Here is a 26982-nt window from a genome sequence, read left to right on the forward strand (position 1 = left end):
CTACCTCCATCTCCCCAACTCGCCCTCAATCTAGGCACAGCATGAAAAATCCCGGACAGCAGTGGGAACACGTCCGGGGTGACGCTGAAGTCAGCGTCAAGCGACCGTCGCAACGGCGTCAGTATCACAGAAAATTCCCTGCTATCGCGCCGAAATTCCCTGTTACGAAAGGAGGCGAAGAGTTAATCGATTGATCTAAAACATAAAGCCAGAGAGGGGCCATCGGAAAAATAAAAAGAACAGGGAAATCGGCCCGCTAACCGGGAAATCTCAGCCGACCGCCACCGCCGCGTCGCGCAAGATGCCCAGCACCAGCTCGGCATGCTCGGGCCGGCAGATCAGCAGATCCGGCATGTAAACATCCTCCTGGTTATAGCGCAGCGGAGATCCGTCGATCCGGCTGGCATGAAGCCCGAACGCGACCGCCACCGCGGCCGGCGCGCAGCTGTCCCATTCATATTGCCCGCCCGAATGCAGATAGATATCGGCCTCGCCCCGGATGATCGCCATTGCCTTGGCGCCCGCCGAGCCCATCGCCACCAGCTCGGCGCCGAGCTTCTCGGCCACCATCACTGCCTCGGCGGCGGGGCGAGTCCGGCTGACGACCATGCGCAATGGATTGCCGGGTTCAGGCAGCGCGAACGGCCGGTCGGTCCGCAGCACTGTGTCGAGCCCCGGCAACGCCACCGCGCCGACGCTCGCCACCCCGTCGATCGCGAGCGCGACATGCACCGCCCAGTCGGAGCGCGCCTCGCCATATTCGCGCGTGCCGTCGACCGGATCGATGATCCACACCCGGTCCATCCCCAGGCGGCTGCCGTCGCATTTGGTCTCTTCGGAGAGCAGCCCGTCATCGGGCCGCTGCTCGCGGATCGCCCGGCAGAGGAACTCGTTGGCGGTGGCATCGCCGGCCTTGCCGAGCGCCTTGGCCGAGAACACACCCGCCTCGCGGACCGCAAGCAGCAGCTTGCCCGCAGTCTCGGCAAGATGCGCGGCGAGTTCGGCGTCGGTCATGGGATGAGATGCTCGACGATCATATCGGCCGCCTGGTCGGGCGTCATGCGGGTCGTGTCGATCCGGATATCGGCATGCTCGGGCGCTTCATAGGGGCTGTCGATCCCGGTGAAGTTCTGCAACTCGCCGGCCCGCGCCTTCTTGTAGAGCCCCTTCACGTCGCGCGCTTCGGCCTCGGCCAATGGCGTGTCGATATGAATCTCGATGAACTCGCCCTCGGGCAGCATCTCGCGCACCATCTGCCGCTCGGCACGGAACGGCGAGATGAAGGCGGTGATGACGATCAGCCCGGCATCGGCCATCAGCTTCGCAACCTCGCCGACGCGGCGGATATTCTCGATCCGGTCCGCCTCGGTGAAGCCAAGGTCCTTGTTCAGCCCGTGCCGGACATTGTCGCCGTCGAGCAGGAAGGTGTGCCGGTTCATCCGGTGCAGCTTCTTCTCGACCAGATTGGCGATGGTCGATTTGCCCGCGCCCGACAGGCCGGTGAACCACAGCACCATCGGCTTCTGGTTCTTCATCGCCGCATGCGCTTCGCGGCTGATATCGACTGCCTGCCAATGCACATTCTGGGCGCGCCGCAGCGAGAAGTGCAGCATCCCAGCCGCGACCGTCGCATTGGTGATCTTGTCGATCAGGATGAAGCCGCCAAGCGTATGATTGTCGGCATAGGGGGTGAAGACGATCGGCCGGTCAGTCGCCATCTCGACGACGCCGATCGCATTCAGGTCGAGCGTCTTCGCCGCGAGATGCTCCATGGTGTTGATGTTGACCTGGTATTTCGGCGCCTGCACCGTCGCCGACACGGTCTGGGTCGCGAGCTTCAGCCAATAGGCACGGCCCGGGATCATCGCATCGTCAGCCATCCAGACGATCGTCGCCTCGAACCGGTCCGCCACCTGCGGTGGATCGCCGGCGATGCTGATCACGTCGCCGCGCGAGCAATCGATCTCGTCGGCAAGCGTCAGCGTCACCGATTGCCCGGCGACCGCCTCATCGAGATCGCCGCTACTGGTCACGATCCGCGCCACGGTCGAGGTTTTGCCCGAGGGCAGTACGCGCACCGCATCGCCCGGCGCGATCACGCCGCTCGCGACCAGCCCGGAAAAGCCGCGAAAGTCGAGATTGGGCCGGTTGACCCATTGCACCGGCATCCGGAACGGCCCCGCCTGCGCGATATCGGCGTCGAGCGACACATCCTCGAGATGCGCCATCAGCGGCGGGCCGGAATACCAGGGCATGTTCGGCGACGGGCTGGTGATATTGTCGCCCTTGAAGCCGGAGATCGGCATCGGCGTGAAACTCTCGATCCCGATCGAGGTGGCGAATTCGCCATATTCGGCGACGATCGTGTCGAACACGCCCTGGTCATAGTCGACCAGATCCATCTTGTTCACCGCGAGCACGATGTTCCTGATTCCGATCAGGTGCGCGAGATAGGAATGGCGCCGCGTCTGGGTCAGCACGCCCTTGCGCGCGTCGATCAGGATCACGGCGAGGTCGGCGGTCGAGGCGCCGGTCACCATGTTGCGGGTATATTGCTCGTGCCCGGGCGTGTCGGCGACGATGAACTTGCGCTTCTCGGTCGCGAAGAAGCGGTAAGCGACGTCGATCGTGATCCCCTGCTCGCGCTCGGCGGCGAGGCCGTCGACAAGGAGGGCGAAGTCGATCTCCTGCCCCTGCGTGCCGACCCGCTTGCTGTCCGCCTCGAGCGTCGCGAGCTGATCCTCGAAGATCATCTTGCTGTCGTACAGCAGCCGCCCGATCAGCGTCGACTTGCCGTCATCCACTGACCCGCAGGTGATGAAGCGCAACAGCGACTTGTGCTGATGCTGAAGGAGATAGGCGTCGATGTCCGAGGCGATGAGAGCGTCGGTCTGATAACTACTTTCCTCCCCTCCCGCGAGCGGGAGGGGACTGAGGGGTGGGCTCGCGCTATCAGCGAGCGTTCCGGTCGAGGTGAGCGGGAGCCCACCCCCAACCCCTCCCGCAAGCGGGAGGGGAGAAGAAGTTTCGCGTTCCATCAGAAATACCCCTCGGCCTTCTTCTTTTCCATGCTCGCCGCCTGATCATGGTCGATCGCGCGCCCCTGCCGTTCGCTGGTCGTCGTCAGCAGCATCTCCTGGATCACCTGCGGCAAGGTGGTCGCTTCGCTCTCCACCGCACCGGTCAGCGGATAGCAGCCAAGCGTGCGGAACCGGATCGACCGGTCGACCACTTCCTCGCCCCGCTTCAGGGGAAAGCGCTCGTCATCGACCATCAGGATCATCCCGTCGCGCACGACGGTCGGCCGCTGCGCCGAGAAATAGAGCGGCACGATCTCGATATTCTCGAGATGGATGTACTGCCAGATATCGAGCTCGGTCCAGTTCGAGATCGGGAACACCCGGATGCTCTCGCCCTTGGCCTTCTTCGCATTGTAGAGGTTCCAGAGTTCAGGCCGCTGGTTCTTCGGGTCCCAGCGATGATTGGCCGAGCGGAAGCTGAACACGCGCTCCTTCGCGCGGCTCTTCTCCTCGTCGCGCCGCGCGCCGCCAAAGGCGACGTCGAAGCCATATTTGTCGAGCGCCTGCTTCAGCCCTTCCGTCTTCCACATGTCGGTGTGGAGCGCGCCATGGTCGAAGGGGTTGATCCCGCGGTCCATCGCCTCCTGGTTGTGATGGACGAGCAGCTCCATGCCGGCATCGGCCGCTGCCTTGTCGCGCAGGTCGTACATCGCCTTGAACTTCCAGGTCGTGTCGACATGGAGCAGCGGGAAGGGCGGCGGTGCCGGGTAAAAGGCCTTCTTGGCCAGGTGCAGCATCACGGCCGAATCCTTGCCGACCGAATAGAGCATCACCGGCCGTTCAGCCTCGGCCACCACCTCGCGCAGGATATGGATGCTCTCGGCTTCGAGGCGCTCCAGGTGAGTCAATGTCTTCGCCATGTCTTCAGTCTCCGCCGGCTGCCTGCCCGGGATCGGGCGGCAGCGGCAAACAATCCATTCTTGTCAGGCCTAAGCCTGTTCGATCAGCCGTCGCGGCTCGTTGCCAGCCGGCTCTCCGCGTCGGCGATCTCCGCCTTCAGCCACATTGTCTCGCTCAGGTTCGATCCGTTGCTGGCGGCGGCCAATTGTTCGAGTGCTGCCTTCCTGACCGTCAGCGCATCGGCATTGGCCGGTTCTGCCGACAACGCAATCTCGACCAGATGAAGCGCCTCGAGCGGCCGCCCCTGTTCACTATGCGCCTTCGCCCTTGTTGCCAGCGGTGCCGCACCGCCCGCGAGTTCGACGAGATCTGCATCCACCACGGAACGCGGCGACCCGAACAAGGCGGTCGTGCCGTCCTCATAATGGAACCAGCCCGCATTCTCCTCCCAGATCGCGCGCACCACCCAGCTCGTCTTGCCGTGGAATTCGCCGATCCTGAGCTCGTCCGGCAGCACGATCGTCTGCATCAATTCCTGGACGGTCTTGCCGGCGTTCATGCCAGCGATCGTCTCGCGCTCCAGATACGAAACGGCGGCATGCATCGTATCGAGATCGGCGCGGATCTTCGCGGCGCCCCGGATCGGCTCGCCATGCCCGGTGATGACCAGCTCGGGCTCGAGCGCGCGGACCTGCTCGACCGAGCTGAGATAGGCGCGCACCAGCCGCGGCCGGTCACCCCTGATGGTGACGAGATTGGGCATTGCGCGCCAGACCGGGCCGAACAGATTGCCGGTGAAGATGGTGCGCTCCTCGGGCATCCAGACGAACACCGAGCACAGGGTTTCGCCGCCCGGCGTCTTCACCACGTCGAAGCGGCGGCCGCCCTGTTCGAAAGCATAGGTGCCCGCCGTCGTGATATCGGGCACCACGACCGGCGGCACCGGTGGCGGGCCGTTACGCCGCGTCATCGACGCCCAGAGCTTGCCCGAGCGGCGCGCGAGGAACGGCGCGAGCTTGTCGAAGAAGGCGCAGGTCTCGCTGAAGCCGTCGCCGGCGATCACCTCGGTGCCGTCCTCGATCAGGCCCGGCAGCGCGCCATAATGGTCGGCATGGGCCTGGGTGAGGATCACCCGCCGCAGCGGGCCGGTGCGGTGCGGCGCGAAAAGCGCCTTGTTGCGCTCGCCATTGCCGATGAACCCGGTGTTGACGAGCAGGTCGCCGTCAGCCGTCGTCACCAGATAGGCGTTCGAGATGTCCTTCACCATGAAGATGGTATCGGTGATCGCCTCGGCGTCGGCCTGGCCCTGGCCGGCCATGACCAGCGCTCCGAGTGGCGTCTGCTTGTCGTCGCTCATTTGTCCGCGCCTTCGAAGGCGATCATCACCTTGGCCGATTGCGGCGTGGCGGCGATGTCCAGCCCTTCGAGCACCTGGTCGAAGGGCAGGGTATGGCTGATCAACGCCGCGATCTTGTCGCGCAGGCGTGGCATCGCGGCGATCACATCGGGCATTTCGGTCGGATAGCCCACTGCAGTGGTAATCGTCATCTCAGAGGTCAGCATCTGGCCGGCGGGAAGCTCGATCGGCTTCATATAGGCAGCCGTGATCACGTGCCGCGCATGACGCTTGGCGAGCGCCACCACATCGGCGAGGATCGAGGCCGCGCCCGCCGCATCGATATAGGCATCGGTGCTGGCCCGCTCGCGGCCGAAATACATCTCGGCGCCGTGGATCTCCTTGATCCGCGCACCGAGATCCTCCCGAGACGGATTGATCGTCCGGGCGCCGAGTTCGCGGGCGCGCTCGAGCCGCTCCTCCGCAAGGTCGACCGCGATCACATCGCAGCCGCGGTCAACCGTCCAGAGCACCATGCCGAGTCCGATCGGCCCACAGCCGAAGATCACGAGCTTGTCGCCCGCCTTCGCGTCGGCGCGGTTGACGCCGTGCATCGCGACCGACAGCGGTTCGCACATCGCTGCGACCTCGAAGGGAATGCCCGCCGGGATCGGCAGCAGATTGTCGTTGAGCCGCCCGCCGCGCACCAGCAATTCCTCGGTGAACGCACCCTCTGGTCCGCCGCTGCCGATGAAGCTCGACGTATTCATCGGGTTGACGATCACCGACTGGCCGATCTCGATGCCTTCGACCTCGTCGCCGACGAACATCACTTCGCCGGCGCCTTCATGTCCAAGCGCGGTAACGCCGTCGGGCTGGCGATTGATGCCCCCGATCTTGATATAGGAAAGGTCGCTGCCGCAGATGCCGCACGCCTTCATCTTGAGGACGACGTCCTTGGGACCGGCCTCGGGCCGCGAATACGGGTCGAGGCGGACGTCGCCGACGCCGTGGATATTGAGTCTGCGCATGTTCAATTCCCCGCGGGATTACATCGGTCGGACCATATAGCCGCCGTCGACGGTGATGGTTTCACCGGAGACGAACGACGACGCGTCGCTGGCGAGATAGGCGCCGAGCCCCTCGAAATCCTCGGGCCTGCCGGCCCGCTGCAGCGGGGTGCGCTGGGCGAACATCTGCTCGACCTGCTCCATGCCGCCCCCGCCGATGCCGGTCAGGATGAAGCCCGGTGCGATGGTGTTGGCGCGGATGCCGTATTTGCCGAACTCGACCGCCATGCCGCGGATGATGGCGCCGAGCGCACCCTTGGACGCGGCATAATTCTGGCGACCGGCGAGCCCCTGAAACATCGAGAGGCTGCCGCACCCGACCAGACTGCCACCCGGCTCACCGGCTTCGGCGCGCTTCACCATCGCCCGCGCGCCCTCGCGCAGGGTGAAGAAGGTGCCGTGGAGATTGAGGTTGAGCAGGTCATGCCATTCCTCGGTCGGCATATCGAGCAACGCATGCTGCTTGGCCGAGCGCCCCGAATTGGCGAATACGCAATCGACCCGGCCGAAATCGGCGATCAGCGCCGCATAGCCGTCAATTACATTCTGCTCGCCGGTCACGTCGATCGAATAGGTTTCGACCCGGCCGGCGCCGGCATCGAGCAGGTCCTGCTTCGCTGCGGCGTTCTTCTCGGCGCTGCGCGCCCAGATGGCGATGTCGCCGCCCATCTTCGCGACCCCGCGAGCAAAGCCAAGGCCAATGCCGCTATTGCCGCCCGTGACGAGCGTCACCTTGCCGGTGCAATCGAACAAACCCCTGGACATGCCGCGCCTCTCCATCGTTGCGCCCGCCGGTTTCGGCGTGCCGCGCTGTCGAATGTCAGCCAGTGCGGTCCTGTCTGCAATGCGCCAGACTATCGACAGATGGCCATTGTCCTGTCAGGGAGCCAGAGACGGACTAGAGAAGGGAAGACGAGGCCGTGGCGGGCGATTCCTACGCGGATACGGTGTTCGAGGCAGAGCTGACGACGTCGCGGGCAAGCGCGCGGGTCGTCCGTTTTTTCACTGACCAGCCGACCAACCATGTGTTCCGCCCCAACCATTACTGGCTCGACATGTGCCTGACGCCGCGCCCGGAAAATGCGCGTGGCTGCTATTTCGATCGCTGGGGTCCGCATCGCTTCGAGCGGCTCGGCGAGATCTTCGTCGTGCCGCCCGGCGAGGCACTGCATGTGCGCAGTGACGGCGGCACCAACCAGGCATCGATCGTCTGCGAGATCCGGGCCGAGGCAATCGATCATTGGCTCGACGGCGGGATCGAATGGACTGACCGGCGGCTCGGCGCAGTGCTGAACATCGCTGATCCGCACCTGCGCTCATGCCTCGGCCGGCTCGCGCGCGAGGCCCGCAATCCCGAACATGGCAGCGAAGTGCTTGCCGAACTGATCGTCGAGCAGCTCGCCATCGAGGTCGCGCGCTATTGCCGCGCGGTCGCCGAAGGGCCGATCACCGGCGGTCTCGCGTCCTGGCGGTTGCGCCTGATCGACGAGCGGCTCGAGCAGCCCGGCCCGGTGCCGCCGCTCGAGGAGCTGGCCGCGCTCTGCAACACCTCGATCAGACAGCTGACGCGCGGTTTCCGCACCAGCCGGGGCTGCGCGATCGGCGACCATATCGCCCAGACCAGGATCGAAACAGCCAAGCGCCAGCTCGGCTCGGCCGAGAGCATCAAGGCGATCGCTTTCGCGCTTGGCTTCGCCTCTCCGTCCAGCTTTTCCTACGCCTTTCGCCGAGCGACCGGTTCGACGCCGCGCCAGTTCCGCCAGCGCCAGCTTCGTAAGGCGCCCTGACAGGCTTGTGGCCTGATCCTTCTACTATGGCTTGATTGCGAAAGTCATCGCCGTTGGCGGTGCCGGGCACGCTGCGCATGATACCGCAAAAATCCCCATAGGAGAGATTGTCATGAGCGCCCCCCTGGTCGCTGACGCACTGGTCGATGAGGCCATCAAGGCCACCGGCCTCGACCGGTTCGATTCCCGAAGCTTCCAGGAAGGCCTCGGCATTCTCGTATCCGACGCCAACAAGGCCGGGCTGTCGGAGAGCGGCCATGCCCGCATGCACGGCAGCATCGTCGACCTGCTGGCCGCCAGGCTGAAGACCACCGCCTATCTCGACGGCCGTCCCGAGCTGCTCGACCGCCCGATCGAAAAGCCGGTCTTCGTGTTCGGCATTCCCCGCACCGGCACCACGCTGCTCAGCAACCTGCTCGCCTGCGATCCGGCGCGCCGTTCACCATTGACCTGGGAAATCGATGACCCGGTCCCACCCGCCACATCGGCCACGCTGAAGACTGATCCGCGCGCGATCGCCCGGCTCGAGCAGGAAAAGGCGATGCTCGCGGCGCGCCCCGAAATGGGCAAATATTACCGCAACTCGGCTGTCTATCCGAACGAGTGCATCTTCTTCATGGCGCACGACTTCAAGGCGCTGGCGCTGGAATCGCGCGGCAAGCTACCCAACTATCGCGACTGGCTGTTCTCTACCGACATGAGCTCGGCCTATGCCTATCACAAGCGCTTCCTCCAGCTGCTCCAGGCCGATGCGCCCGGCATCTGGAACCTCAAGATGCCGAGCCACAGCCTGTGGCTCGACACGATCAGGCAAGTCTACCCCGACGCCCGCTTCATCTGGACTCACCGCGATCCCTTCACCGCGATGGGCAGCTTCTGTTCGATCATCTCGCTTGCCCATATGGGCTTCACCGGCCGCGTCGATGCTGAATGGCTGGGCGAGAACTGCACCTATCAGGCGGTCGAGCATGCCAACCGGATCATGGATTTCCGTGACCGCGAAGGCGAGGAGTCGATGGTCGATGTTCATTATGCCGATCTGCTGGCTGATCCGATCGGCACGATGCGCGGCCTTTACGCGGCGCTCGGCGACGACTTCACGCCCGAGATCGAGGCCGGGATGCACGCCTGGCTCGACGCGAACCCGCAGGGCAAGTTCGGCAAGCACGAATATGATCTCGAAAAATACGGAATCTCGGTCGAAGGGCTCGCGCCCAAATTCGATCGCTATCTGTCACGCTATGATATCGCGCGGGAGGGCTGAACCATGATCACCGGTCGCCACTATCAGAACGCCTATGTCACCCGGAACGTCGATAAGGCAGTCGCTGAATTCAAGCAGAATGCCGAGATCCGCAAGCTGATCGAGATCGAGGTTCCGGTCCAGCTCTGGACCCCGCAGGGCGAAGGCAAGGGCGTTCAGAAGCTTGCCTTCGTCTGGGTGGAGGATCTGCAGTTCGAGCTGATCCAGCCCGGCGAAGGCGATGTGCTCGCGCTGTACCGCGATGCCCTGCCGGCCGACGACCGGCTTGTCTTCCATCATATCTGCCATCTCGTCGATGACTGGGACGCCTTCATGGCCAAGGTCGATACCGAAAAATTCCCGATGGTGCTGAGAGGCGGCACGCCGGGGATGCTCGAATTTGCCTATTTCGACGCCCGTCAATGGCTCGGCCATTATCTGGAATATTGCTGGATGGTGCCTGATCGCTGGGCGGGGATGGGCGGGCGATAGGCCTGACCCGCTGTTCGCCGGGGCGATGATGGCAGCGGAAAGCCATGTCGGCCCGCGCTTGGCTTGACTCTTTGGGCGGCGCGGACAGGGATGTTGCCAGGCCCGATCAGAGGGATGGGCACGACCGGAGCAGCGATGACTGAAACCCGCAAACGGCGTTCAAGGGATCCGGTGGAGACTCGCGCCGCAATTCTTCGCGCCGCCAGGACCCTCCTTGCCAAGGACGGTCCAGAAGGGATCAGCCTGTCCGAGGTCGCCCATCTCGCGGGCGTCAATCGCGGCACCGCCTATCAGCATTTCGAAACCCGCGAGAAGCTCATCGCCGCGACGGCTGAATCGGTATCGGACACCATGTTCCGCATCGTGTTCGGTGATCCGGAAACCGTTGGCGAACGGCGGGTCGAACAGGTCGACATCGCTGACACCAATGATCGGCTGGCAAATTTCGCGATGGAAAATCCCGAACTATGCCGCATCTGGCTGCTCCAGCTCCTGTCCTCGTCCGATCCGGCGGCCGATCCTTTCTGGCGCGAATATGCGGGCTCCCTCCAGCGCTTCGCGGATACCGATCTTGCCCAGCCGGGGATCGATGCCGAAGTGATGTCGGTGCTCATCCTGTCGGGCACTTTCCTGTGGCCGATCTGGGCCCGCTCTCATGCCCATGGTGACGAGGAACGGCGTGCCCTCGCGCGACGCTTCACCCAGGAATGCCTGCGCCTCTGCATGTATGGCTCGCTGCAGAGCGACCGGTTTCCCCAGATCGCAGAGTTGCTCGGAACCGCCGCCGAGGCGCCGGCCAGGATACGCGCCGCGGGAGAATAGCGCTCCAACCGCGGGGCCCGCCTTTGCGGAACCCGACGACATCAACCAACCAACAGGGAAGAAACCCCATGTTCTCCGCAATTGTGATCGACAAGACCGACGACAAGCAAAGCGTCGCTCTGGCGCAACTCGACGAAGCCCAGCTGCCCGAAGGCGATGTGACGATCGATGTCGATTACTCCACGCTCAACTACAAGGATGGCCTAGCCATCACCGGCAAGTCGCCGGTCGTCCGCAAATTTCCGATGGTGCCCGGCATCGATCTCGCCGGGACCGTGCGTGAGTCCTCGCATGCCGACTGGAAGGCCGGCGACAAGGTCGTGCTCAACGGCTGGGGCGTCGGCGAGACTCATTGGGGCGGCCTCGCTCAGGTAGCCCGGCTGAAGGGCGACTGGCTGGTGCCGCTGCCGTCGGCGTTCACGCCGAAACAGGCAATGGCGATCGGCACCGCCGGCTATACCGCGGCCCTCTGCGTCGAGGCGCTGGTCAGGGCCGGCGTGAAGCCGGGCGACGGCGAGGTGCTCGTCACTGGCGCAACCGGCGGCGTCGGCAGCGTCGCCGTTGCCCTGCTCAAAAAGGCCGGCTTCACCGTGGCCGGCTCGACCGGCAAAGCGGCCGAGGCCGATTATCTGAAGCAGCTCGGCGCCGACACCATCATCGATCGCGCCGAGCTTTCGAACCCGGGCAAGCCGCTCCAGAAGGAGCGTTGGGCAGCGGCGATCGACTCGGTCGGCAGCCACACGCTTGCCAATGTCTGCGCCCAGACGCGCTATGGCGGCGCGGTCGCCGCCTGCGGGCTCGCCCAGGGCGCCGACTTCCCGACCACGGTCATGCCCTTCATCCTGCGCGGCGTGCGCCTGCTCGGCGTCGACAGCGTGATGGCGCCGAAGGCAGCGCGCCTTCCCGCCTGGGAACGGCTTGCCCGCGATCTAGATCCCGCCTTGCTCGAGGTGATCGCCACCGAGATCGGCCTGGCCGAGGCAATCAAGGCGGCCGCCGACCTGCTCGACGGCACGGTGCGCGGCCGCATCGTCGTCGACGTCAATCGTTGAGGACGCTGCAACAGGGGCGACCATCGGCCCTGTCGCAGCGCCGCTCGCCTGGGGTGTGGAATGACTGACCGGCCACTCTCGATCATCGCCGGGCCGCCGCTCGCGGACGAGCCCGGCATCGGCGCGCTGACGCTCGGCGGCTGGCTGCGCGAGGTCACCGAACGCTTCGGGCCGCGCGAGGCGCTTGTCCTGCGTGAGGCGGCCGGCGAGACGCGCTGGTCCTATGACGAACTATGGGATCGCGCCAACCAGGTAGCGCGCGCGTTGCTCGCCAGCGGCGTCGGCAAGGGCACGCGCGTCGGCGTGCTGATGACCAACCGCCCCGAGTTCCTTTCAGCAATGTTCGGCGCAGCGCTCGCCGGCGCGGTGCCGGCGACGCTCAGCACTTTCTCGACGGCGGCCGAGCTCGATCATCTGCTCAAGGCATCGGCCTGCTCGGTGCTGCTCCTCGAACGCACGGTCCTGAAAAAGGACTTTGCCGAAATGGTAGCCGCGCTCGAGCCGGAAACCCTGTCGGCGCCGCCGGGCGGTCTCGCCTCGCTCAACTTCCCGTTCCTGCGCCATATCGCGTCAGTCGGCGGCGGGCCCGGCATGATCGAGGACTGGGGCAGTTTCCTCGCGCGGGGCGCGGCCGTTTCGCAGGATCTGGTCGACGCCGCCGCAGCGACCGTCACCCCCGCCGATCCCGGCGCCCTGTTCTTCTCCTCGGGGACGACCGCCAAGCCCAAGGGAATTCTCAGCGCACATCGCGGGGTCTCGCTCCAGCTCTGGCGATGGAAGCGCTTCTACGCCACCGGGGGCGACACCCGGACCTGGTCGGCCAACGGCTTTTTCTGGTCGGGCAATTTCGGCATGGCGATCGGCGGGACGCTGTCGAGCGGCGGCAGCCTCATCCTGCAATCGACCTTCCAGCCCGAACAGGCGCTTGCCCTGCTCGACACGGAGAAGGCGACCATGGCGATCGCCTGGCCGCATCAATGGGCGCAGCTGGAAGCAGCCGCCAACTGGAACGCGGTCGACCTTTCGACGCTCAAATATGTCGGCCCGAAAACGCCGCTCGGGCGCCATCCCACCGTCACGACTGACTGGCAGGAACCGATGGCTGCCTATGGCAATACCGAGACCTTCACGATCAGCGCGATCTTCCCCTCGGGTACGCCCGAGGAGGTGATCGGCGGCAGCCACGGCACGCCGCAGCCGGGCATGGTCTTCAAGATCGTCGATCCGCTGAGCGGGGAGACAGTGCCGATGGGCGATCGCGGCGAGATTGCGGTCAAGGGCCCGACCCTGATGCTCGGCTATCTCGGCGTGCCCCTCGACGAGACGCTCGACGATCAGGGCTATTTCCGTACTGGCGACGGCGGTTATGTCGATGTCCTGCCCGACGGCACGCCGCGCCTGTTCTGGGAGGGTCGCCTCAACGACATCATCAAGACCGGTGGCGCCAATGTCTCGCCGGTCGAGATCGATTCCGTCCTGAAATCCTGCCCCGGCGTCAAGGTCACCCAGACAGTCGGCGTGCCGCACGACATGCTGGGCGAGCTCGTCGTCACCTGTATCGTTCCTCACGCCGGCGCGGCGCTTGACGAGGAGGGGGTACGCGGCTTCGCGAAGGAGCAGCTCGCGAGCTTCAAGGTGCCGCGCCGCGTGTTCTTCTTCGCCGAGGACGAGCTCGAACTGACCGGCACCGCCAAGATCAAGACCGCTGACCTGAAGGCGCTGGTCGTCAAGCGCCTCGAGGCCGAGAGCGCATGACCAGCCTCGCCGACGACATCGTCGCCATCCAGAACGTCAAGGCGCGCTATTGCTACGCAGTCGATCGGCTGGCCGAGGATCCGGAGGCCGCGCGCAAGGTTCTGGACGAGGTCTTCCTGCCCGGAGCGATCGGCCATTACGGCACTGATCCGCTGGTGGGCGCCGATGCGCTGGCCGAGTTTCTCTGCGTCGCGATCGCCGCCAATTCGGAGTGGCGCGTGCACATGATCCATACGCCGCTGATCGCGGTCGACGGCGACACGGCACATGCCGGCTGGACGGTGATGGTCCACCTCAAGCGCCGCGGCGGACCGGTGGACATCCTGATCGGCCGCTATTCGGACAGCTTCCGGCGCACCCCTGAAGGCTGGCGGATCGCGAGCGTCCGGTTCGAGCGCCAGGAATAGAATCGATCGGTCCTGCGCTGGGTAGGCGCGGCCGCCCTCGTCATCGCGAAAAAGAGGAATGGATCATGGCAGGCAGATTTACGGGCAAGACAGTGCTGGTAACCGGATCGGCGGGCGGCCTCGGCCGCGCTTACGCGCTCGCCTTCGCGAAGGAAGGCGCTGCGCTGATTCTCGCCGACGTCAACGCGGCCGGTCTCGCTGAAAGCCGGGCGATGATCGAGGCACTCGGCGGCACCGCGTCGGACCACCATGTCGACCTCGGCGACGAGGCGCTGATCACCGCCTTTGCGGCGACCGTGCTCGCTGCACATGACCGGCTCGATGTCCTGATCAACAATGCCGGCCTCGCTTATGGCGAGATCGCGCACGGCTTTTTCGGGCTCGGCATGGCCAAATGGCAGCGCTTCCTTGCGATCAACACCATTGCGCCGCTGCTGCTCGCCGAGGCGCTCAGGCCGGCGCTCGCCGCAGCCGAGGGGCTGGTCATCAACCAGTCCTCGATGGCGAGCTATACGCCGGCGACCGCCTATGGCGTCACCAAGGCATCGCTCAACGCGATGACCTTCGGCATGGCGACTCAATTGGGCGCTGACGGAATCCGCGTCGTCGCCATCGCCCCCGGCCTGATGGAAACCGAGGCAAGCCGCGCGTCATTGCCCGAGGCGACCTATCAGCGGGTCAAGGGAATGCAATTGCTCAAGCGCCAGGGGACGGCTGAGGATATCGCCAATCTCGGCATCTTCCTCGCATCCGACGAAGGCAGCTTCATCAACAACGAGATCATCATCATGGACGGCGGCAACCAGTTGCGCGGCTGGCGGATATGAGCACGGCCCCCGGTTTCGCCGACTGGCTGGCGATCGCCAATCTGAAGGCGCGCTATTGCCGCCTGCTCGATACCAAGGACTGGGCGGGATGGGCCGGGTTGTTCACCGCCGATTTCATCCTCGACGCGACGGGATCGGGCGGCCCGCGCATCGAGGGACGCGATGCCGCCGTCGCGAGCGTGCGCGCCTCGATCGACGCGGCAAGGACGGTCCACCAGGTCCATTCGCCCGAGATCGAGGTAACCGGCGACACCGCGACCGCCATCTGGGCGATGCAGGACTGGCTGACCTTCCCGAACGGCCGCACGATCGCGGGCAATGGCCATTATCACGAAGCCTATGCCCGCGAGGACGGCACCTGGCGGATCGCGCGGTCGGCGCTGACGCGCCTCGCGCTTGAGGTGAAGGCGCCTGAAGGGGACGGGTAGGGCGCACGATTTTTTTCTTCTTCCCCGGCCCTCGCCGGGGAAGGAATCCTCCCTGGTCATCGCTCACGGCACTCACGGTTAATCGCGCCGGTGATCATTGCATCCCCCGCCTTGCCAAGCTCGCCCGCTTTCCCGAGATGACCGGCAAGCCGAAGAACGGCAAAAGAAGCGAGGAGCCAGGATGAGCCTCTACACCACCATCCATCTCCACAACGTGCCCGCCGGGCGCGAGGCCGATTATGCGGCCTGGTTCGACGGCAAGCACGGCGGGGATCTCGCCCGCCTGCGCGGCTTCCGCAGCGCCGACCGCTATGAGGTGACGCCCGAACAGGTCATGCCGGACATCCCGCAGCCCTGGCGGTTCATGAGCGTCTATGAATTCGATTACCCGTCGCCCGAAATCGACCTTCCCGCGCTCGGCCCGCTGCTCGCCGAGGCGCGCGATGCCGGCCTGATCGATCTGGCCGGCGAGACCGAGCGGATCCACAGCTACGCCATGTATTCCGACTGGGTTTCGAGCCCCAATCACCAGCGCGACAAGCCCTTTTCGGGCGCCAGCATCATCCTCGCCAATTTTGTCGCCGGGCGCGAGGCGGAGTATCACAAATGGTATGACGAGGTGCACGGCCCCGAAGTGACCCGGGTGCCCGGCAAGGTCGCGATGAAGCGCGGTCGCCTGTCGCCGCTCCAGATCGAGCCGCGCCGCTATTGCCCGGGCAGCGATCTCGTCTTCTGCGCGCAGCAGACCGATGATCTGCTCTTCACGGTCAAGGATTTCAGCGCGCGCGCGCGGGGTGTCAGCCCGAGCGGAGTCGCCATGGCGCCGCGCTCAACGGCCGGCTCCTTCGCGCGGACGGTGCATTATTTCAGGAAGATCAGCGGCACCGAATTCTGGCCCGGCGGCATCGCCTATGATGGCGATCTGTCGGTCTATCCGGCCGATTTCGCGCGCCCGGCGGCGTGAAACCGGCACCCATCGCGGCGGCGATGGCAGCCCCCTTGTGGCGGGCCGGGCGGCAGGCGCACTTAGCATATCGGATTTCTTCAAACCGCGGAGCCTCAAGTGGGTAAGACAGTCGTTATAACCGGGGCGGGCGATGGGCTGGGGCGTGCGCTTGCGCGCCGTCTCGCCGCCGACGGCGATACGGTGATCCTGCTCGGCCGGACCTTCGCCAAGGTGCAGGCGATCGCCGATGAGCTTGGCGCGCCTCATTTTGCGGTCGAGTGCGATGTCGGCAATCCCGATTCAGTCCGCGCCGCCTTTGTGACGATCGCCGAGCGCCATCCGAAGATCGATGTGCTGATCAACAATGCCGGGATTTTCGAGCCGTTCACGCTGGCCGAGGCAAGCGACGCGCAGATTCTCGGCGCGCTGACGACGAACCTCGCCGGCCCGATTTTCTGTGCGCGCTCCGCTCTGCCGTTGTTCGGCGGCAGCGGGCATATCATCAACGTAACAAGCGAATCGGTGCATCTGCGGATGCCGATGCTGTGGATGTATGCCGGCACCAAGACCGGCCTCGAGTTTGTTTCCGACATGTGGTCGCGCGAGCTGGAAGGCGCCGGTGTCCGGGTGACGGTGGTGCGCGCCGGTCAGATGATGGACGAAACCAAGACCGGGACCAACTGGCCGACGGATGTCGCCATGCGCTTCGCCCAGGAAAACGCGAAGATCGGCCTCAACCTGCGCGAGCGCCCGATCTCCCATTACAAGTCGGTTACCGACGCGTTTCGCGCAGTGCTCGACATGCCCGCCGATCTGCATGTCGGCATGGTCACCCTGAGCGCCAGCCGGCGCTGATTCTCCCTTTACCACGACATAGGAACGATCCTCATGACGACCCTTCCCGACGCCAGGCTTTTCATCGATGGCGAGCTGCGCGATGCCGAGGGAGGCAGGACCTTCGACGTGATCGGCCCCTGGACCGGGGAACCCGTCGGCAAGGCGGCTGATGCGAGTGCCGCCGATGTCGAGGCAGCTATCGTCGCCGCACGCCGCGCCTTCGACCACACTGACTGGTCGACCAACATCGGCAAGCGCGTCGAGCTGGTGACGAAGCTGCGCGCGCTGTTCGAGGCGAACCGCGACCGCCTGTCCGATCTCGCCCGGCACGAAGCTGGCGCGGCGCTTGGTGCGGTCGGCCGCGCGCATGTCGACATGGCGCTCGATGGTTGGGACGATTATCTCGCCGTCTTCCCGCAGGTGACGTGGGAAAAGGATTACGGGACGCGCACCGGCTACGGCTTCGAAAGCCATCGCGTGGCGGTCTATGAGCCGGTCGGCGTCGTCGCCGCGATCACGCCGTGGAACGTCCCGCTCTACGTCAATGTCGGCAAGGTCGTCGCGGCGCTGCTCGCCGGCTGCACCCTCATCCTGAAGCCAGCGCCGAACACGCCGGGCATGGGGGCGATCTTCGGCGAGCTCGCGGCCGAGGCCGGCTTCCCCGCGGGCGTGGTCAACGTGGTTTTCGGCAGCGATCCGGCAATGGCGGGCGAGATGCTCGTCAAGGATCCGCGCGTCGATCTCATCTCCTTCACCGGCTCGACCGGTGTCGGCAAGCGCATCATGGAACAGGGTGCGGCCACCCTTAAACGCGTCTTCCTCGAGCTTGGCGGCAAGTCGGCCAAGATCGTCCTCGACGATGCGCCCAATTTCGCGATGGAAGTCGCCACCGCCATGCTCGTCTTCCACGCCGGCCAGGGCTGCGCGGTCCAGTCGCGGCTGCTGGTCCCGAAAAGCCGGTATGAGGAAGCCAGGGCGATCCTCGCGCATGGCTATGCCAGCTTCGGCGACAATTGGGGCGAGTTCGACAACCCGAAGCACATCATGGGCCCGGTCGTGTCGAAGCGGCAGATGGACCGGGTGATGTCCTATATCGAGCTCGGCATCGAGGAAGGCGCGACGCTCATCGCCGGCGGCAAGACCCGCCCGGACAAGGGTGGCGGCTATTTCATCGAGCCGACCTGCTTTGCCGACGTGACCAACGACATGCGCATCGCCCGCGAGGAGATTTTCGGGCCGGTCCTCGTCCTCATCCCCTTCGAGGATGACGATGACGCGGTGCGCATCGCCAACGAAAGCGATTATGGCCTGTCCGGTGGCGTTGCCTCGGGCAATCTCGATCGCGCGATGCGCGTCGCGCGCCGCATCCGCTCGGGCTCGGTGAGCGTGAATGGCGGCATGTGCATCGCCGGCGATTTGCCCTTTGGCGGTTATAAGGCCAGTGGTATGGGCCGCGAATGGGGCCTGGAAGGGATCGAGGAATTCCTCGAGACCAAGGCGATCGCCTGGCGGGTCGCTTAGGCCCGCCAATGGGATGGGCAGGGATTGTGGACGGACTATCGGCGACGAAGGATAAGGCGGATCCGGCGAAGGCTCGGTCGGGCGGGGCGCAGTCCGCCAAGCCGCTGAGCCATAATCTCAACGGCCAGCGGCTCGGCCGCAAGGGCCGCGACACGCGCGAGCGCATCCTGGCCGCGACCAATGAGCTGCTCGAAGAGGGCGATCAGCAGATTTCACTGAGCGCCGTCGCGCGCAAGGCGTCGCTGGGGATGACGTCGCTTTACCTCTATTTCAACGATCTCACCGAGCTGCTGGTCGCAGCGCTCGAGCCGGTGATGGCGACGGCAGAAGACTCCTATGTCTCGCTGATGCGGAGCCATTGGCCCGACGCTGAATTGCGCACGCGCGCGCGTGAATTCGTCGGCGCCTATCACGCCTTCTGGGTCAGGCATTCGCGCCTGCTCCACCTGCGCAACAACATGGCCGACAGGCGCGACGAACGCATGCTGATACTGCGCGTCCGCTCCGCCCAGCCGCTGATGCGGCTGATGGTCGAGCAGATGGACGGCGATCCCGATCAGACCGGTACCCCTGTCTCGAGCATGGCCACCGCGCTGATGACCGGCCTGGAACGCGTCGTGACGGTAACGACCGACGATGCGCTGGAGACGCTCCTCCACGCGCGCTTCTCGCCGAGCCATGCTCAATATTTGCTCGACGCCGAAGCGCGGATCCTGGAACTCGCCATCCGCGATTACCGCACGCTGGCGAAGACGGGCTGAGCGGGCCTGGCTTCGTCGGCCGCGCAGTTCGGCATCGTGCGGATTTCCGGCTGGCCCTCGCTAATGTCAGCCGGTGAGAGAGTCGCCACTCAGCGAAATCGCCTGCGCCGGGCACTGGTTGGCCGCCCGTCCCACCAGATCCTCGAGTTCCGGCGGCACCTCGTCGACCAGCACGGTGGCGTAGCCGTCTTCGTGCAGTTTGAAGATCTCGGGCGCGATCCCCACGCAGATCCCAAAACCGGCGCACAAATCCGTATCGATCCGGACTTTCATCGCGCGCCAGCCTCTACGGGATCGAACTCAAGGGCAATGTGAGTCAATCCGCGCAGGATGAAGGTCGGCAGATAGCTGTAGCGGCGTGCGTCGGCCGGGCCGTGGACCTTCTCGGAGATGCGGATGTCGCTGGTCCGGTCGAACATGCGGTTGAGGCTGACGACCGCTTCGGCCCGCGCCAGCGGCGCGCCGGGGCAGGCATGGCGGCCGGCGCCGAACGCCACATGCAGGCGGGCATTCTTCCGGTCCAGCTCGAACGCCGCGGGGTTTTCGAACTTGAGCGAATCCCGGTTGGCGGCGCTGTTGGCGATATAGAGGAAGGCGCCGGCCGGGATATCGACGCCGGCGACGCTCGTCGGTTTCTTCGCCAGGCGGAAGTCGCCCTTCACCGGGCCCTCGATCCGCAGGCATTCCTCGACGAAATTGGGGATGAGGCTGCGATCCGCGCGAAGACGTTGCTGGAGGTCGGGGCGTTCGCCGACCACCTTGAACGCATAGCTGAGCAAGCGCACCGTGGTTTCCTGGCCGGCGGCGAACAGATTGGCGGCAATCCGGGCGACGTCCATCGGCTCCGGCACGGCGCCACCGGGGAAGGTGGCCTTGGCGAGTCCGGTAAGGACATCCTCCTTGGGATCGCGCCTGCGGTCTTCGATATAGTGCGAGAATTTCTCGTACAGAAAGATCAGCGGCCCGTGCGTGACTTCTCCGTCGGTGCCGCCGACCACGGCGCCGCCACTCTCCCGCTCCACCCGGATCAGATGCTTGCGGAACTCGGTCCGGTCCTCGGGAGGTACGCCCAGCAGGTCGGACACGACGAGGACGGCGAAGGGCTGGGCGAAGGCATCCATGAACTCGCATTCGCCGCGCGAAAGGAATGTGTCGATCTGCTCGTCGGCCAGCTTCCACATGAAGTCCTCATTTTCCTTGAGGCGCTTCGGGGTGATCAGCGACATCAGCAACGCCCGGTGGGCGGTGTGGACCGGCGGATCCAAGGTCGGGAGCTGGTCGCTGAAGGGGGTCTGGTCGCGATAGGCTTCGATCAGGTCGGAAATGTCGTCCTTCTCGTGACCCGCCAGCGGAATGGGGCAGCCCGCAAACGGTCCCGTTGTCGACATGCAGGAGGAGAAGCGGGCGGGGTCGTTATAGACCTCGAGGGCTTCGTTGTAGCCCGTCACCATGAAGATGCCCTGATGCGGCTCACGCACGACCGGAGACTGGTCTCTCAGATAATCGAAATAGGCGTACGGGTCGTTGATGAACTGGTCGCTGCGGAAGAAGTCATGCGCTTCAAACGCGTTGGGCGTATCGTTCATGGTCTCTCCTTCAAGCGCGCCCGCCGCCATGCTTACGGTTCACAATTGGTCTGAAGCCGGACGTATAACAAATGTCGCTGTGCACCGGCTACACGCCCGCTTTGGACAACGATGTTGATCGCCCGCGCGATCCATTCTGGTCGCTGGCGGTCACCCGGATGAGGGATGAAGGGACGACAGCTTTTCCCCGGCCGAGATCTTCAACGTCAATGCGCAGGATCGCGATTGAATGGATCGGCAGTGCACGCCCCAATCGCTGGCAACCTTTCAGCAGCCAATCCAGCTGAACGGTGGGCTGTCCAAAATTCCGCGGAACCATTTCATCTATGCGTCGGATTGAGAGGGGGCACCGTTCACCGCCTCTTATGATCGCGCGAGGGCCCGCGGCTGGACGACGAGAGAGGTCGCGTGTGGCCACGACGTCATGCTCGACCGCCCCGAGGCCGTCACGTCGGAGTTGATTGGTATAGCGAGCGTTGCCGGCTGACCGTGATGACCTGGAGCACGTCCCTCCAAGCCGCAGCTGCGCCTGCGGGAGCGAGTTCGCATTAGACTGGCGGCACCGTCCCGATGCAGATTGGATCGCAATCTGACGAGGAGCGGAATGGCCGCGTCCAGGAAGAGCGCGAACTGCACTACCCGTCTGCAACTAGAGCGCAAAACCGCCTCTCGCAGCGACGCCTCCTCTTTGGGATTTCAGCGTCCCTGCCGGTCGCGTATGGCAGCCGGATAGCGCTCGCCGACCAATTCGATCTGCGCGAGCGTCTCGCCGATACGATCCAGCTCCTCGGGCGACAGGATCACATCGACCGCACCCAGATTCTCCTCCAGCCGATGCAGCTTGGTGGTGCCGGGGATCGGCACGATCCACGGCCTCTGCGCGAGCAACCATGCCAGCGCGATCTGCGCGTTAGTGACGCCCTTTTCGGTGGCCAACTCGCCGACGCGGTCGACCAGCGCCAGGTTCGCCTTGCGGTTCTCCGCTTGGAACCGGGGCACGATCGCGCGAAAATCGCCTTCGCCGAACTCGGTCCTCTCGTCGATCTTGCCAGTGAGAAAGCCTTTGCCGAGCGGGCTGAACGGCACGAAGCCGATCCCCAATTCTTCGAGCAGCGGCAGGATTTCCTTCTCCGGTTCGCGCCAGAACAGCGAATATTCGCTTTGCAGCGCCGCCACTGGCTGCACCGAATGCGCCTTGCGGATTGACCCTGCACCGGCTTCGGACAGGCCGAAATGCTTGATCTTGCCCTCGGCGATCAGGTCACGGACGGTGCCGGCGACATCCTCCATTGGCACGTTCGGATCCACGCGATGCTGATAAAACAGGTCGATCCTGTCGGTCTTGAGGTGCCTGAGCGATGCCTCCGCCACCGCGCGAATGCGTTCGGGCCGGCTGTCGAGGCCCTTCATCGCCTGCCCGTCCAGGAAACCGAACTTGGTGGCGATCACGACGTCGTCGCGGAACGGAGCCAGCGCTTCACCCACCACGTCCTCGTTTGCACCTTGGCCATAGGCTTCGGCGGTATCGAAGAAGGTGACGCCACGCTCGACCGCAGCACGGATCAGCGCAATTGCCTCGCCACGTTCGGTTGCCGGCCCCAACCCGAAGGTCAGCCCCATGCAGCCCAGACCGAGCGCGGAGACTTGCGGGCCGTTTCGGCCCAGGGTTCTGGTCTGCATAAATGCTCCTTTGCGATGCGCACCCGGCACGAGGTGCCTCGAGAGAAGTGCAGATAGGCACTGCCGACTTGGTCGATAAGTCGCTAAGATCGGCAAGCACTTATCTTCGAGGTTCATGAATGAAGCGCGACGAGGTCGGCGATCTGTTGGCGTTTCTGGCGGTGGCTCGAGCGGGTAGCTTTACTCGCGCAGCGGCGCAGCTCGGCACATCGCAATCCGCGCTGAGCCATACCGTTCGTCGGCTGGAAGCGCGTCTCGGCCTGCGGCTGCTATCGCGCACCACGCGCAGCGTCGCAGTTACCGACGCGGGCGCGCGCCTGATGGAGCGGATCGAGCCCGCCTTCGCCGAGATCAAGCTGGGCCTGTCCGCGGTCGGCGAGTTGCGCGACAAGCCCGCGGGGGTCGTCCGCATGACGACCTCGGAACACGCGGCACAGTCGGTGGTATGGCCGGCGCTCGTTCCTTTGCTGCGTGACTATCCGGACATCCATGTCGAATTGGCAATCGACCCGGGCTTCATCGACATCGTGGCCGAGCGGTTCGACGCCGGGGTTCGCTTGGGCGAATCGATCGCGCGAGACATGATCGCAGTACGGATCGGACCCGATCTGCGGATGGCGGTCGTCGGAGCACCTTTCTATTTCAAGGGGCGGCCGATCCCTCAGACCCCGCAGGACCTCGCACAGCATCGCTGTATCAACCTTCGCATGGCGACCGCCGGTGGCCTATACGCCTGGGAGTTGGAGCGGGACGCGCGCGAGCTCCGCGTGCGCGTCGACGGGCAGTTGGTGTTCAACAATTCGCAGATGGTCGTCAGGGCCGCCCTCGAGGGCTTCGGCTTAGCCTGTGTTTTAGAGGATTACGTCGTACAGGACCTCGCAGAGGGCCGTCTCACGCGCGTGCTCACCGACTGGTGCCCGCCGTTCGCGGGCTATCATCTGTATTATCCTAGTCGCCGCCAGCCATCCGCCGCGTTTTCACTCGTCGTCGACGCGCTGCGCTATCGCCAGACTGCCGACTGACCAATTCACCACCCATATTGTGAGCGGAGCTATTCAGGACGGCCGTTTAACGACCCGAATTGGGCGCGAAGCTGTCCCTTGATCGTGTCAATTTCAGTCGCCCGAGCAGGCAAGGCGATTCAATCGTCGAAGAGATTGTAGAACGGTGGCGCCGGACAGAATCCCACATCGATTCCGTCCCGCTCTTTGACATGACCGCATTTGATTGAACCACGGCTTGGTGCGGCCACGGCCTCGCGTCCCGCTGTTCCTTGCTGTTCCCCGCTGTTCCCGCCCGCTGTTCCGCCGCTGTTTTCCCGCTGTTTTCCGCTGTTATTCGATAACAGCGGGATCGTCATCAAGGCACTGAGAATACTCGGAAAAATCGCACCAAAAATCCAACATAACAGCGGGAGAAAAAACTTTTCGCCAGGAACAGCAAAGAACAGCGGGGCAGGGGCCCCTGACGCCCCGTCGGGCCCTAGCCCTTCTTCCCGCCGACGCCCTTCAGATACCGCTCGATTCCCTCGAGATAGCTCGGATTGAGCATCAGCGCGCTGTTGGCCATCCGCTCGACATGCCGCCCCATCTCGGGGCCGAGCTCGGCGGCGAGCTCGATCGCGATCTTGGCGGCGCCCATCTGCTCGCCATTCTGTTTGGTCAGGTGCCGGCAGAAGTCGAGCGCCGCTTCCTCGAAGCCCTCGTCAGGCATCACGTCATGGACAAGTCCCATGATCAGCGCCCGGTCGGCATCGGCCTTCTGGTTGGCCATGATCAGCCAGCGCGCCCAGTGCGGGCCACAGATCCGCGTCAGCCGGCTGACCCCGTTGGAGGCGGGCAGCACGCCGAACAGCCCTTCGGGAAAGGCGAAGGCGGCGCTCTTCGCGGCGAGGCGGAAGTCGCAGGAGAGCATCATCTCGAGCCCGCCGCCGACGCATGCTGCGTGGATCGCGCCGACGATCGGCTTCTCCACATGCTCCATCTCGTCATAGATGCGGTGCATGTTGTTCAGCCCGCGGCGATGATTCTCGCGGATGGCCGAGGCAGTGCGGGGCTGCGCCGCCGGCGATCCGCCGCGCAGGTCGGCGCCGGAACAGAAGTAACGGCCGGTCGCGCGTACCAGCATCACCTTCAGCTCGGGCGTGTCGCGGAACCGGCCCAGCGCTTCCTCGAACAGCTGCATCGTCTCGGCGGACAATGCGTTCAGCTTGTCGGGCCGGTTGAGCGTCGCGATCAGGATGCCGTCCTGCTCTTGCGTCAGGAGATGCGGTTCTTTGGACACGTCTCTTCCCCTCAGGCGCGCGTGCGCGGCAGGCCGAGCCCGCGCTCCGCGATCATCGAGCGATGCACTTCGCTCGTGCCACCATAGATGGTTGACCCTTGCGCGTGTCGATAGAATTGATTGATTTCGGCCGCAGCCCCCGGCCGCTTCGACAAGGAGAGGGGGGCGGTGAGGTCGATCAGGTCGCGGGCGTCGCTCAGGAACTTCTCCGAGGAGGACATCTTCGCCATCGGCCCATAAGCGAGGTTGGGCTTCTTCTCGGCGATCACCCAGGTCGCGCGATAGGTGAGGAGTTCGGACGCCCAGAGATTGGCGGTGGTCCGCGCGAGCCGGGCCTGGGCGCTGCCGTCCTCGATCAGCGGCTTGCCGTGATAGGAAATCTCGCGGCACAGCGTCTCCGCTGCCTCGAGCATCTTGCGCTGATATTTGGAGAAGCCGCCGCCATGCTCGAGCTCGAGGCTGGCGCTCATCGTCTTCACCCCGCCATCGACCTCGCCGAGCCGGTAGCTGTCGGGGATCTTCACCCCGTCATAGAAGGTGATGTTGGTCCGCTCGTCCTGGAAGGTGTAAACCGGCTGGATCGTGATGCCCTCGGCCTTCAGCGGCACGATATACATGGTCAGCCCCTTGTGCTTGGGCACATCGGGGTTGGTGCGGCAGAGCATCAGCACATAATCGGCGAGGTTGGCGCCGCTCGTGAACATCTTGGTGCCGTCGATCCGCCAGCCATTGCCGTCGGGCGTCGCGCGGCATTGGGCGGCGAACACGTCGGATCCCGATGCGGGCTCCGAATAGCCGAGGCTGCAGATCACCTCGCCCGACATGATCCGCCCGAGAACGTCCTGCTTGAGCTCGTCGGTGCCGAAGCGGTGGATGATCAGCGAGACCATCTGGGCGACGTTCGCGGCCGGGTTGTTGTACCCCTCATTCTCGAAGGCATCCATCGCCGCGATCTTGGCATAGGGCGAAAGGCCGCGCCCGCCGACGTCCCTGGGCAGGCCGAGATAGAGCAGGTTCGCCGCTGCCAGCTTCTTGTTGAGCTCGGGGTTATAGCCCTCCCAGCTGTAATGGAACTTGGCGCGCATCTCCGGCGTCACATTGGCCTTGAAGAAGGCTTGGATCTCGGCAGTGATCGCCTTCGCATCCTCGCCAAGGTCGAAGTCGATCGGGCAGTCGCCCGCCTCGGGCAGCGCGGCTTTCTCCCCGGCATAGAGGCGGCGCCCGGCTTCCTCGATCAGCCGCTGCGGATCGCCGAGCACGAGCGGCCAGGCCTTGGCGCGCAGGTTGAAGAGGTGGATGTCGTACTCAGTGGTGAGGCCGTAACCGCCAAAGGTATGGAGCGACTGCGCGACGGAGCGGGCACAGGCATCGGCATTCCACCATGCCGCGAGCGACACCGCGGCAGCGGCGCTGTCGGCGCCGTCATGCACGTCGCGGATCGCCTTCCAGACCAGGAACTCGCCGGCATCGACATCGCAGAGCAGGTCGGCAAGCGGGTGCGAGATGCCCTGGAAGGTGCCGATCGGCTGGCCGAACTGTTTGCGCTCGCAGGCATAAGCCGCCGCCATGCGGAGCGCCTGGTGGCCGACCCCCGCGAGCCCCGCGGAGATCAGCAGCTTCCACTCCTCGATCGCCGCCGCAAAGGTCGCGAGCGCAGCATCGCCCGAGGCGAGCATCACCGTGGGAAGCGCGGCGAAGTCGATCTCGGCCAGCGGCGTGGAGGCCAGATTCTCCTCGGCGACGCGCGCCGCGACAGGCACCGTCACCAGGACGATGTGATCGTCCATGCGCGCGACGACCGCTTCCGCGACGAGGCCGCCCGCGATCCACTGCACCGGTTCGTCGGCGATATTGCGGAAGGCAAGGGTGGCCACCGCTTCCCCGGCGGAGACTCGGCCGAGCAGGTCAGCGGTCTGCTCCCCGCCAAGCTGCGCCAGCAGCCGCGCCGTCACCAGCGTCTCGGCGAGCGGCCCCGAGACCAGCGTCCGCCCGGCCTCAGCCATCAGGATGGCGGCATCGAACATACCGAAGCCAAGGCCGCCATCCGCCTCGGGAACGCGCATCGACAGGGCGCCCAGTTCGGCCAGCCCCTTCCACAGCGCCGCGTCGAAGCCCGACGGCATCGCCGCGCGGACCCGCGCCATGCTGCTGTTCTCGTCGAGGAAGCGCGCGAAGGTGTCGCGCACCATCTGCTGGTCGTCGGTCAGGTCGAAGTTCATGGCTGGGCCG

The 26982-nt window shown here is 65.0% G+C and carries 27 protein-coding genes; 15 read left to right on the forward strand and 12 right to left on the reverse strand.

Features of this window, described 5'->3' with window-relative positions; all coding sequences use genetic code 11:
- The coding region (locus ABD050_RS15880) for a hypothetical protein (RefSeq protein WP_343890443.1) at positions 1–194 on the forward strand (194 nt) is incomplete at its 5' end.
- Between the two features lie 76 nt (positions 195–270).
- Here ABD050_RS15880 and ABD050_RS15885 read toward each other — a convergent pair.
- The 6 genes from ABD050_RS15885 to ABD050_RS15910 form a co-directional block, all read right to left on the reverse strand.
- On the reverse strand, positions 271–1014 hold the full coding sequence (locus ABD050_RS15885; RefSeq protein WP_343890445.1) for a 3'(2'),5'-bisphosphate nucleotidase CysQ: 744 nt from the start codon (positions 1012–1014) through the stop codon (positions 271–273).
- Positions 1011–3038 (reverse strand): sulfate adenylyltransferase subunit CysN, encoded by a 2028-nt coding sequence (cysN, locus tag ABD050_RS15890; RefSeq protein ID WP_343890446.1) that lies wholly within the window; start codon positions 3036–3038, stop codon positions 1011–1013. The genes ABD050_RS15885 and cysN overlap by 4 nt, the downstream gene beginning before the upstream one ends.
- Entirely contained in the window at positions 3038–3940 is a 903-nt protein-coding gene (gene cysD / locus ABD050_RS15895; protein ID WP_343890447.1) for a sulfate adenylyltransferase subunit CysD, read from the reverse strand. The genes cysN and cysD overlap by 1 nt, the downstream gene beginning before the upstream one ends.
- A gap of 83 nt (positions 3941–4023) precedes the next feature.
- Positions 4024–5277 carry an alkyl sulfatase dimerization domain-containing protein gene (locus ABD050_RS15900; protein WP_343890448.1) on the reverse strand — a complete coding sequence of 418 codons (1254 nt, stop codon included), beginning with the start codon at positions 5275–5277 and terminating at the stop codon, positions 4024–4026.
- Positions 5274–6287 (reverse strand): zinc-dependent alcohol dehydrogenase, encoded by a 1014-nt coding sequence (locus ABD050_RS15905; protein ID WP_343890450.1) that lies wholly within the window; start codon positions 6285–6287, stop codon positions 5274–5276. Before ABD050_RS15905 ends, ABD050_RS15900 begins: the two co-directional genes overlap by 4 nt.
- An 18-nt stretch (positions 6288–6305) precedes the next feature.
- On the reverse strand, positions 6306–7091 hold the full coding sequence (locus tag ABD050_RS15910; protein WP_343890452.1) for an SDR family NAD(P)-dependent oxidoreductase: 786 nt from the start codon (positions 7089–7091) through the stop codon (positions 6306–6308).
- Between the two features lie 155 nt (positions 7092–7246).
- Here ABD050_RS15910 and ABD050_RS15915 point away from each other — a divergent pair, with 155 nt between their 5' ends.
- From ABD050_RS15915 to ABD050_RS15975, 13 genes are all read left to right on the forward strand, one after another.
- Positions 7247–8113, forward strand: a complete 867-nt coding sequence (locus ABD050_RS15915) for a helix-turn-helix domain-containing protein (RefSeq protein ID WP_343890453.1) — start codon at positions 7247–7249, stop codon at positions 8111–8113.
- 112 nt (positions 8114–8225) lie between these two features.
- Complete coding sequence (locus ABD050_RS15920) at positions 8226–9377, forward strand: sulfotransferase family protein (RefSeq protein WP_343890454.1); 1152 nt, start codon at positions 8226–8228, stop codon at positions 9375–9377.
- A gap of 3 nt (positions 9378–9380) precedes the next feature.
- Entirely contained in the window at positions 9381–9848 is a 468-nt protein-coding gene (locus tag ABD050_RS15925) for a VOC family protein (RefSeq protein WP_343890455.1), read from the forward strand.
- A gap of 135 nt (positions 9849–9983) precedes the next feature.
- Positions 9984–10670 carry a TetR/AcrR family transcriptional regulator gene (locus ABD050_RS15930; protein ID WP_343890456.1) on the forward strand — a complete coding sequence of 229 codons (687 nt, stop codon included), beginning with the start codon at positions 9984–9986 and terminating at the stop codon, positions 10668–10670.
- A gap of 68 nt (positions 10671–10738) precedes the next feature.
- Positions 10739–11722 (forward strand): acrylyl-CoA reductase (NADPH), encoded by a 984-nt coding sequence (acuI, locus tag ABD050_RS15935; protein ID WP_343890457.1) that lies wholly within the window; start codon positions 10739–10741, stop codon positions 11720–11722.
- Positions 11723–11782: 60 nt separating this feature from the next.
- Positions 11783–13477, forward strand: coding sequence for a class I adenylate-forming enzyme family protein (locus tag ABD050_RS15940; protein WP_343890458.1), 1695 nt, complete (start codon positions 11783–11785; stop codon positions 13475–13477).
- The gene (locus ABD050_RS15945) at positions 13474–13884 is read left to right on the forward strand and encodes a nuclear transport factor 2 family protein (protein ID WP_343890459.1); all 411 of its coding nucleotides are present in this window, start codon (positions 13474–13476) and stop codon (positions 13882–13884) included. The genes ABD050_RS15940 and ABD050_RS15945 overlap by 4 nt, the downstream gene beginning before the upstream one ends.
- A 65-nt stretch (positions 13885–13949) precedes the next feature.
- Positions 13950–14711 carry an SDR family NAD(P)-dependent oxidoreductase gene (locus ABD050_RS15950; RefSeq protein WP_343890460.1) on the forward strand — a complete coding sequence of 254 codons (762 nt, stop codon included), beginning with the start codon at positions 13950–13952 and terminating at the stop codon, positions 14709–14711.
- Entirely contained in the window at positions 14708–15139 is a 432-nt protein-coding gene (locus ABD050_RS15955) for a nuclear transport factor 2 family protein (protein ID WP_343890461.1), read from the forward strand. Before ABD050_RS15950 ends, ABD050_RS15955 begins: the two co-directional genes overlap by 4 nt.
- A 181-nt stretch (positions 15140–15320) precedes the next feature.
- Positions 15321–16103, forward strand: coding sequence for a hypothetical protein (locus ABD050_RS15960; protein WP_343890462.1), 783 nt, complete (start codon positions 15321–15323; stop codon positions 16101–16103).
- 99 nt (positions 16104–16202) lie between these two features.
- Positions 16203–16940 (forward strand): SDR family oxidoreductase, encoded by a 738-nt coding sequence (locus ABD050_RS15965; RefSeq protein WP_343890463.1) that lies wholly within the window; start codon positions 16203–16205, stop codon positions 16938–16940.
- A gap of 33 nt (positions 16941–16973) precedes the next feature.
- A complete protein-coding gene (locus tag ABD050_RS15970) occupies positions 16974–18443 on the forward strand; it encodes an aldehyde dehydrogenase family protein (RefSeq protein ID WP_343890464.1) in 1470 nt (489 codons plus the stop codon).
- 26 nt (positions 18444–18469) lie between these two features.
- Positions 18470–19204 carry a TetR/AcrR family transcriptional regulator gene (locus ABD050_RS15975; RefSeq protein ID WP_343890465.1) on the forward strand — a complete coding sequence of 245 codons (735 nt, stop codon included), beginning with the start codon at positions 18470–18472 and terminating at the stop codon, positions 19202–19204.
- Between the two features lie 66 nt (positions 19205–19270).
- Here ABD050_RS15975 and ABD050_RS15980 read toward each other — a convergent pair whose 3' ends face one another.
- The 3 genes from ABD050_RS15980 to ABD050_RS15990 all read right to left on the reverse strand — a co-directional run bounded on the left by ABD050_RS15980 (position 19271) and on the right by ABD050_RS15990 (position 22470).
- Positions 19271–19477: a ferredoxin gene (locus ABD050_RS15980; RefSeq protein WP_343890466.1), complete on the reverse strand. Its 207-nt coding sequence runs from the start codon at positions 19475–19477 to the stop codon at positions 19271–19273.
- On the reverse strand, positions 19474–20790 hold the full coding sequence (locus tag ABD050_RS15985) for a cytochrome P450 (RefSeq protein ID WP_343890467.1): 1317 nt from the start codon (positions 20788–20790) through the stop codon (positions 19474–19476). Before ABD050_RS15985 ends, ABD050_RS15980 begins: the two co-directional genes overlap by 4 nt.
- Positions 20791–21486: 696 nt before the next feature.
- Positions 21487–22470 carry an aldo/keto reductase gene (locus ABD050_RS15990; protein WP_343890888.1) on the reverse strand — a complete coding sequence of 328 codons (984 nt, stop codon included), beginning with the start codon at positions 22468–22470 and terminating at the stop codon, positions 21487–21489.
- A gap of 119 nt (positions 22471–22589) precedes the next feature.
- Here ABD050_RS15990 and ABD050_RS15995 point away from each other — a divergent pair, with 119 nt between their 5' ends.
- Positions 22590–23492: a LysR family transcriptional regulator gene (locus ABD050_RS15995; RefSeq protein WP_343890468.1), complete on the forward strand. Its 903-nt coding sequence runs from the start codon at positions 22590–22592 to the stop codon at positions 23490–23492.
- A 119-nt stretch (positions 23493–23611) separates the two neighbouring features.
- Here the strand turns inward: ABD050_RS15995 and ABD050_RS16000 are convergent, their stop codons facing one another.
- The 3 genes from ABD050_RS16000 to ABD050_RS16010 form a co-directional block, all read right to left on the reverse strand.
- Positions 23612–23830, reverse strand: a complete 219-nt coding sequence (locus ABD050_RS16000; protein WP_343890469.1) for a hypothetical protein — start codon at positions 23828–23830, stop codon at positions 23612–23614.
- A 122-nt stretch (positions 23831–23952) separates the two neighbouring features.
- Entirely contained in the window at positions 23953–24753 is an 801-nt protein-coding gene (locus ABD050_RS16005) for an enoyl-CoA hydratase/isomerase family protein (RefSeq protein WP_343890470.1), read from the reverse strand.
- Between the two features lie 11 nt (positions 24754–24764).
- Entirely contained in the window at positions 24765–26972 is a 2208-nt protein-coding gene (locus ABD050_RS16010) for an acyl-CoA dehydrogenase family protein (protein ID WP_343890471.1), read from the reverse strand.
- Positions 26973–26982: the final 10 nt, after the last annotated feature.

Source organism: Sphingomonas oligophenolica (genome assembly GCF_039522915.1).
GTDB classification, from domain to species: domain Bacteria; phylum Pseudomonadota; class Alphaproteobacteria; order Sphingomonadales; family Sphingomonadaceae; genus Sphingomonas; species Sphingomonas oligophenolica.